This is a genomic window from Bartonella sp. TS82HLJMH, from assembly GCF_042193495.1.
GTDB classification, from domain to species: Bacteria; Pseudomonadota; Alphaproteobacteria; order Rhizobiales; family Rhizobiaceae; genus Bartonella; species Bartonella grahamii.
Genome location: NZ_JBHILU010000028.1, coordinates 1 through 8125 on the forward strand (window position 1 = coordinate 1; position 8125 = coordinate 8125).

The following is an 8125-nucleotide window of genomic DNA, read 5'->3' on the forward strand; positions in this document are numbered from 1 at the left end:
TTTGTATCGCTTGAAAGGGTGCGATTACCCCAAAGACGATAACCATTTTCGCGGATAATTGTTGTGATGTTTTGTTCATTAAGAAGGTTAGCGCGGCTTGATCTATCCCCAATGGAAAAATCAATGGGACGCGTAATACCAACAATGCCATTGATCACTTTGTTTGAAGGGGAATGCCAAAAACCGTGTGTAAAATCGGTTTTAGCAATGACACCAGCAACTGCTGCACTTGCTGGCTGTTCTACAATTTTTCCATCACGATTCACCTTTACAAAAGGGTCAACGATAATAGCGCGCTTTGAATCAAAATCCTTTGCTGTGCTAAGGGCTGCTTCATCTGTCGTGTTTGGTGCATCAAGCACCACAATAGCACGCAGACGCTCTGCAATACCAATCAGTTCTGCCGCTACAGGATTAGAGGTTGTACTGATTTCGGCTTTGGCTGTCGCACCAGTGCCATCTCCTTCAATCGTCACATTTGGGGCGGTTTGATAATCAAAGCCACTGTTCTTAATGACAATAGAAGTTACTTTTCCATCTTTCAGGATTGCTTCTGCTTCTGCCCCGCCGGCAATTTTAACAGTTGCTTGAGTGTAACCACTGCCTTGGTTTATCACATCAATTTTGCTAAGACTGATAGGGCGTTTGTGTGTAAAGCCTGGCGCAATCAGAATGCGTGGTGTTTGTCCCACAATGGACCCCGCTCCAATCAAAGCATGGACGCCTTCATAAGCGCCATTTGCGTTCACACCGCCCAGAACATTGGTGAGAGTTGCATTTTCATTGTCACCTTCGTTCACGCGCACGACAACAACAATGGCTCCCACTTGCTTGAAAATAAGATCAAGGGCATTGGGTAGGGTGCCTTGACGCTTACCCGTTTTATCCAGTTTAGCTGCTTGTGAAAGAGAACCCGTTACCAAAACGGGTGTGTTAAGGGGAAATGCTCGGTCATCGGCATCGGGTGCTGTGCCAACAATCCCGATAACGGCAGACTGAACCGCGCGAAGGGGGCGGGTGCCGTCGTCAACCTCGACAACTTCAACACCGTGTAGAAAACCTGTTGCCATACTTTATGCTCCTTTAAATGAGGGGTGAATGAAAATGAATGGGAAAAATGAGAGGTAAAGAGCCGCTTTTGAAAACGACTATTGCTGTCACAACCTTTTTGAAAATTGCTGAAGGTGTAGGAAACAATCATGCTACAATTATCAAACTTGTGCGTAATAATCACAAAGATTTTGAAGAGTTTGGAAGGGTTGGATTTGAAATCCAATTGAGTAAAAGAGACGGTAAAGGTGGTCAAAAGAGAGAAGTTGCTATCCTCAATGAACCACAAGCCACTCTACTCATGACCTATATGCGTAACAATGATACGGTGCGTGCATTCAAAAAAGCACTCGTTAAAGCTTTCTATGATTTAAAAAACCAGTTAATTGATAATGACCGTGATACACGCTTTGATTTTCCAAGCAACTGGGATGAAATGGGACCTACTGAAAAAGCTGTTTACATTTATGGACCGCTTCACATGCATCTTGTAAAAGCCTTTACACTAGCAGAAGAGAGTAAACATTATAAAACGCTTGTTGAAGAAGCTAAGCGGGTTTTAGCAAATCCGATTGCAAAAGTAGCTTAGACCTACAACATAATTTTATCTCCTCGTCTTTTAGGCGGGGAGGTGGTTAATGCCGTAAAATATCTTTACATAATACATATTGTACGTATAATACGTATTATACATTAAAGATAGGATGTGCATATGAAAAAATATAGTTTTACAGATGTAAACCGCGGGGCAGGCGATATTTTAGACGAGGCTATGTCTACACCTGTAGCTTTGACAAAGCGAGGGCGTGAAAAAATCATTATGCTTCCTGTCGATTTATATAATAAATTAGTAAAATCTCGTTCTGGTGCACAATCTTTTGTTTATGCAGATGCACCGCAAAATATATTAGACGACTTAGATCGTGGTTTAGATGACATTTTGAATAGTGATGAACATGTTTAAAGCAGGGGATGTTGTTCAATATTATTATTTATCCGGTATTTCATAAAACATCGTCTCTTCAGAGTGAGGAAGAGATCAAACAGCGTGAAGTGTTGGAACTTTGCTAACATTTGTTTCACGTTCCGCATGCCACGCATCATAATTGGCTTGCATACGTAACCATATAGCAGCTCCATCACCAAACATTTTGCCAAGACAAGCAGAAATAGCAGGAGAAACAGGCTTTTTTGCGTTCAGAATATCGTAGAGATGTTGGCGTGATATACCAAGCATCTGCGCAATTTCTGATTTTGTTTTGCCTGTTTCAGGAATAATTTCTGCTAAAACTTCTCCTGGATGAGTAGGACAACGGTTTTTATCTCTTTGTGCGGGAATGTCATTCATAACTGTATCCTTAGTGATATTGTTCAAGATCAACACGGTAAGCATTACATGAGTCAAATTCAAAGGTAATACACCATGGTCCGTTAACGTGGACAGTGTAACGAGTGGGTGAATATCCAATCAAAGAATGAAAATTGAATCCTGGAAGATTCATATCTTCTGGTCTTTCAGAAATATCTAAACGATCAAGACGAACCATGATACGTTTTACAAGTTTCTTATCAATCTTGGATGAATTTCCCGTTTTGAATAATTCTGCCAATGTTTTGCTTTTAAACGTTTTAATCATTCTTTTATATAGCGTAGAATACTGTTAACGTCAACAAATAGCTTACATTGTAAGTGCTAAAATGGAAAAAACAGTAACATCCCATTAGAAAGCCTTATCGTCTAGACTTGTTTTTCTTTTCTCCACCTCATGCGTAAAGAGAAGAATAGGCGCATGGAGGGGATAAATTTGCACGTTAACATCAAGGATTTTACGACCATACCGACGGCTGTCTGATCAAATATTGCTAAAAACTTAGATCCCTTGCCATTCTTAATAAAGTGAATACGAAATTTAAATTCTATTGTCATCTTGCTCTCCAAATTAATGAAGAGACCATAACAATCATCTACACTCTCTCATAAGACTGACACTGTCAGTCAAAAAGGACTTTAAAGAAAGAAAATCATACAAGCCTTATCGCCTAAACTTGATTAGCTTTCTCTTGTAGTTCTTCTATGGGCTCTACGGGTGCGTCTGTTTCTGTCATTTCAGTAGATGAGAGCTGTTTTGTGCTTTCCTCAACAACGGGAGGAGAGAAGACTCCGTCCTTATAAGTCCAGCCGATCTGCGCTTCACTTGAGGCGATTGCCTCACCATCAAAGCCGTGAACATAATCTTCTGAGGCGACAATAATATTGGTTACCACACCATTTTCAACAACTGCATATTCCATGAAGTGCTCCTAGATAAAAAATTTCAACAAGATAGCGCCGTCGCCACCGTCGCCGCCTTCGTCACCGTTCTTTCCGCGGAAATAGCCGCCGCCACCACCAGCTTTATTGTTGCCACTATCTCCACCATTTCCACCTTTTCCACTGGCACCTCCTTTCCCGTCTACATCTCCACTGCTCCCTCCTCCTCCTCCAAAAATAGAACTTCCACCATATCCGCCAGCCCCTGCTTTTTTTCCATAAGAGCCACCACCACCACCATTAAAACGAGAATCACTTCCATTTGAACTAGGGCTATTAGAGTAGTAACTGCCACCACTCCCCCCACTGAATCTATCTCCTGCACTACCACCATTGCCAAGGCTACTAAAACTGCCAGCACCACCACCACCTGCGGTAAGCAGTCCTTTAATAATTGTTTTTCCACCATCTCCCCCTTTTCCTCCTCGACCAATTTGGACATTTTGGCAGTTTTTAAGCTGAGCTCCTTTGATTTGAATGCGTGCACAGCCGCCGCCACCACCTCCGCCGCCCGTACTCCCTCCACCACTTCCACCACCACCCCACGCCCATATTTCAATATCGGTGTCGTCTGTACCCCCTTCAGGAAACGGAATAGTGCCACTTTGTGTTATGAGGATTTCAAGGGGGTAAGCATGGTGCGTTTCGTTAGTTTCGCAATCTCACTGCGTATTTCTTCAAGAGCAACAGCAGCTTCATCTTTTGTATAAATCGCATTGCCATCAACAGTTGCTGGTCCTTTAAGCAAGCTACCACTCGCACTTAAGTTTGTGACCACTTCACCATTATGGGTGAGATTAAACGACGAATTACCTAACAGTTCTAAGCCACCACTCATAGTGACTTTGCTGGTAAATTTATTGTAATTCTGCCATTCATTTGGGCTTGTGAGGTGTCCATAGGCTATGAGGTCTTCATTAAGCTTGGCTCTAAATTTATCGAGCCCCACAATATCTTCAATCTTATGTTGATGAGAGCCAAGCAAAGATACAGCACTGCCAAAGGTAAAATGATTGTTGCTTGCTTTGTAAAGAACATAATTGTTAGCCGCGTCCTTAGCGCCCTCGATATCGCTTAAATCAGCAAATGAGAAGGTTTTATCCGCTGCCATCTTGCCCTTCAGGGCTGCTTCAAGATCTGCAACATCACTTATGCTATGGGTGTGTTTTGAAGGTGCTTTTCCCTCTACCTTTTCCTCAACTTCCATTATGGCTTGATCAATTTTGGTCAAGTTTTCCCGCAAGATTGGGAATTCAGAACTGATAAAGCGACCTTCTTTAGGCAATTCCATGTCGAGTTTTTTGGTTTTGGTCATCTCTGTTCTCCCCTCATAATATGCCGGCGCCAAAATCACTCACCATGGACCGCGCTGCTGGTCCGCCGGTAAGGGTCAATTTTAAGCGTGCTTGTTTGGCTGTTTTGTCACCACTGATAAATTTGCGCTCTGTCCAAAGCGGTTCAGCGAGTTGTTCTGTTTCGTCTAATGTGAGAGGGACAAAAGCACCATCATCCAGTTGCATCTCGAGTGTAAAGGTTGCACCGCCTGGTAAAAATGTTTTGATATAACTGGTCAACCTTGCCTTTTCCCCAAAGGCAAAAGCACGGGTGACATAGGTAGCTTCCTTATGGATCTTTCCCGCAATCAATTGAACAGGCGCAAACAAGACGGGTGAGAGCTTTTCGGTGCCTTTAAGAATAGCGCGAAGCTTTACCTTTTCACTGATATATTCGGTAAGGCTTAGCAATTGAAAGGGTAGCAGTTGATAAACCGTGCCATTGTTTCTTTCAATTTCAAAGATGACAGAACACTCACTTGAAGGCAATTCAATCGCTGCGCGTATTTGCAAATCAGAGCAGTCTACAAGGTCAAAGGTGCCTAAATCGACAATCTTTTCTGTTTGTGTGTAGCGTGCCGCCAACACCCGAAAGGCTAAAGCCTCATCTTGATGAGCGGTCCAGCTCCTAGCATTGACAGAAGAAAAGCGTGGTCCCGTTACATAAGGGTGACTCGAGACGTATCTCTGGTGTTCTGCATCAAAATCTCCAAGCTTTGCTAGTGAGACAGAATGATTACTATCATCGGTTTTAATGACAAAAGCCGTTAAACGGTCATCCATCACAAGGAGTGGTACATCATAGCGTGCCTCTGCCCATCCTGCCTTTGCGCCCTTCATAGAATAAAAGCTTTGCGCTTGAATATCGGCGGTCGGATAACCGTTTTCAGTGGTGACCAAATCAATCACCAAATCATGGTTTTGATTACCGATTTTGCAAAGATGAAAGTCAATTCCTGTGATTTGCCGTGTTTCATCGGGGGTAAAAACTTGCGCTTGTGGGTCCACTTGCGTCCAGATCTTCACCGTGGTGGTGCGCCGCATCACTTTCACATCAATCACGCCTTGCCCTGTAAAAAGACCCGTTGCCGTTGTTCCACCTTTTCCCCGTGCCACAACATTTTTTGTACCAGCGGTAATGTTTTGTGGAATTTTAAAAGTGCCCTCAATGGCGCCATAAGAATTGGCAAAAAGGGGATAATTAGGCAAGACATCCACACCATCAAAGGTAAGACTTTCCAAGATTTCGCTACTGCCAAAACCTTCAATTTTAAAGGAAAGAGTAATTTGTCTTAAAAAGTCGATTTGCTCTTGGGTTGCACTCACCAAATCATTACTGATTTCTGTTTTACGAATGCTTCTCCCACGGTTCCATCCCATGTTCAGTTGATTGGTCACGCTCGAGAGCCAATCGGTGCGCTGTTCGTGCCAAAAGTCTGTCGCGGGTTCAAGGGTTACTGTACCAGGAAGGGGTGCAAAATTTTGATAGGGGTTGATTTTTTCGCAAGCCGTTGTCAACTCTTGCGCAATGATCACTTCATTTGTCCAGTCAAGCGTGACAGGCGCTTTTAAAGGAGCAGTATAGAATGTTGGGTCAATGGCAAGTTGCAAAATGCCGTTGCCTACCGCTCCCGTTTGTTGAAAACCTTCATCTCTGTAAGAGTCATCAAGAAAGGGATCAGCAAACATGCCTTTTTTGGCGACAGGTTCTTTAGAGTCCACATTGCTTTTAATACGCTCTAACTGCATGAGACGGTCAAGCGAAAGCACCCGTTGAAAATAGCGCCACATCTCATCATAGGGGGCAACACGTGTGCCATCATTGACCACAACCGGCGTTTCAAGCCAATTGTTGGTGATCGTTGCAAGGGACAACACATCATCAGGGACACTGGGTGCCATGGGGTGATCTGCCGAGATACCTTTGATGTAAACCACATTGCCCCCCGTGTTGAGACCTATACGGTCAATACGGGGCAATTTGTAAGTGTAACTGACGATAATATCACCACCTTGCGCCCCACCTGAGACAGTGATTTCCTGCGCTGTTACTTTATCAGCCGTGATTTTTGCGCGATAGCGGTAAGTCACCTTATAGCTGCTCCCCGCTAAAGGTTCGTCTCCCACCGGTGCCCAATCAATGGTGTCTCCGGTTTTTTTAAAATCTGTGCCTTCTTTAAATTCCTTGCTTCCTTGAACGACTTTAATAAAAGAGGTGATGCTTTTATCAGGAACACCATCACGCCCTGCGGCAACTGCACCACGGGTGACGTTAACGGTTTTTTCTTTTGTCAACAAAAGAGACTGAATATCGGCAATAGGAAAATAATAGGGTTTAAAGGTAAAACTTGTTTTCCCTTTTGGAGGCGCAAAAATATGCGTTTCGCTTGGAACAACGCTTGTCGAAAAATCTTGCACCTCTTCATGGCGCAAGGCGGCTAAGCGCTTGCGTTTAAAGCCGTTGATATTGGCTTCCCCTTCTTGAATGCTAAACACTTGGCAACCGTTATTTGGTCCCAATGCGCTCACACGGCAGCCACTCACGATATAATGCCCATGGGCGCGGTCGTACGTCGCAATAGCTTGCATGGCAGGTTCAAGGAGTGAGGGCGATTTTTGATCAATCAAAACGCCATCTTGTAAGATATAGACCGGAAAAAAAGTGCCACTTTGCGCATCCTCTTTCAGGGCCCAAACAAGCTTTGCTACTTCGCGTGCGGCACCAGGCTCTCCTTCTGCCAAGGTGCCAGGGACTTGCCCCAACAGCTCTGGATCATCTTCGTGTGTTATCCATTTTTTTTGCAGCTTCACACCAATTTCCAAGCGCCCAATCATGGAAACATTGTTGAGTACAGCGGGTGCAACGGGGAAAATATCGCCGGCAATATAAATCTTACCATCCGTTAACGTTACGGTCTTTGTCTCTTTGTTGACAAAAGCATCAGCCCGTTCAACGCGGTCTCCTTCTTGTGCCACAAGGCGCCCCAAACGGTCATGCCGTCCCCTGATGATGGTTTGAACTTCATTCAGTTCACCACTTTGAATAAAGGGACGCGTGCCATAAAAGACAACGCTTTGTTGTTCCTCTTTGCCGCGAGATCTGTCAATTGCAAAGGGTAAACCACTTTCATGCTTCATGTTAAAACCTCAATAAAATTGTGAATTGTTCGCGAACATCGGCACGCAAAGGAATATTAATGGGCGTTTTGAGGATCTCGACACCGCCCTTCAGTTCATTGGCGTCACACCAAAGCTTGCCAACCGCTATGTTTTCTGCGGGGGTAGCGTGAACCAAAATTGAAACAAATGCGGCTTGTTTCCCATCAACATCGCGAAAGTCTGTGCGGGCTGCCAGAAACAACAAAGTGCCTGCTGGGGAAGGGTTAAATCTGTTACCACAATGGCTGTAAACCCCCTCCAAAGCCTGTTC

The 8125-nt window shown here is 44.1% G+C and carries 7 protein-coding genes and 2 pseudogenes; 2 read left to right on the forward strand and 7 right to left on the reverse strand.

All coding sequences use genetic code 11. The features are described from left to right. On the reverse strand, positions 1-1070 hold a 1070-nt coding region (locus ACFIKO_RS08430), incomplete at its 3' end, for a phage tail sheath subtilisin-like domain-containing protein (protein ID WP_375673761.1). A 47-nt stretch (positions 1071-1117) separates the two neighbouring features. Here ACFIKO_RS08430 and ACFIKO_RS08435 point away from each other — a divergent pair. Further along, complete coding sequence (locus ACFIKO_RS08435) at positions 1118-1639, forward strand: Rha family transcriptional regulator (RefSeq protein ID WP_375673766.1); 522 nt, start codon at positions 1118-1120, stop codon at positions 1637-1639. A gap of 123 nt (positions 1640-1762) precedes the next feature. Beyond that, the gene (locus ACFIKO_RS08440; protein WP_375620482.1) at positions 1763-2014 is read left to right on the forward strand and encodes a type II toxin-antitoxin system Phd/YefM family antitoxin; all 252 of its coding nucleotides are present in this window, start codon (positions 1763-1765) and stop codon (positions 2012-2014) included. A 75-nt stretch (positions 2015-2089) separates the two neighbouring features. Here ACFIKO_RS08440 and ACFIKO_RS08445 read toward each other — a convergent pair whose 3' ends face one another. The 6 genes and pseudogenes from ACFIKO_RS08445 to ACFIKO_RS08470 form a co-directional block, all read right to left on the reverse strand. Then, positions 2090-2398, reverse strand: a complete 309-nt coding sequence (locus tag ACFIKO_RS08445) for a HigA family addiction module antitoxin (protein WP_273721170.1) — start codon at positions 2396-2398, stop codon at positions 2090-2092. A 10-nt stretch (positions 2399-2408) separates the two neighbouring features. Beyond that, the gene (locus tag ACFIKO_RS08450) at positions 2409-2687 is read right to left on the reverse strand and encodes a type II toxin-antitoxin system RelE/ParE family toxin (protein ID WP_375618870.1); all 279 of its coding nucleotides are present in this window, start codon (positions 2685-2687) and stop codon (positions 2409-2411) included. A 403-nt stretch (positions 2688-3090) separates the two neighbouring features. Next, positions 3091-3342: a hypothetical protein gene (locus ACFIKO_RS08455; protein WP_375620481.1), complete on the reverse strand. Its 252-nt coding sequence runs from the start codon at positions 3340-3342 to the stop codon at positions 3091-3093. A gap of 9 nt (positions 3343-3351) precedes the next feature. Then, positions 3352-4676 (reverse strand): annotated as a pseudogene (locus tag ACFIKO_RS08460) (Bgr_08870 family protein). Between the two features lie 13 nt (positions 4677-4689). Further along, entirely contained in the window at positions 4690-7833 is a 3144-nt protein-coding gene (locus ACFIKO_RS08465) for a DUF4815 domain-containing protein (RefSeq protein ID WP_375673764.1), read from the reverse strand. A 1-nt stretch (position 7834) separates the two neighbouring features. Beyond that, positions 7835-8125: pseudogene (locus ACFIKO_RS08470) on the reverse strand (phage tail protein); the annotation flags it as partial.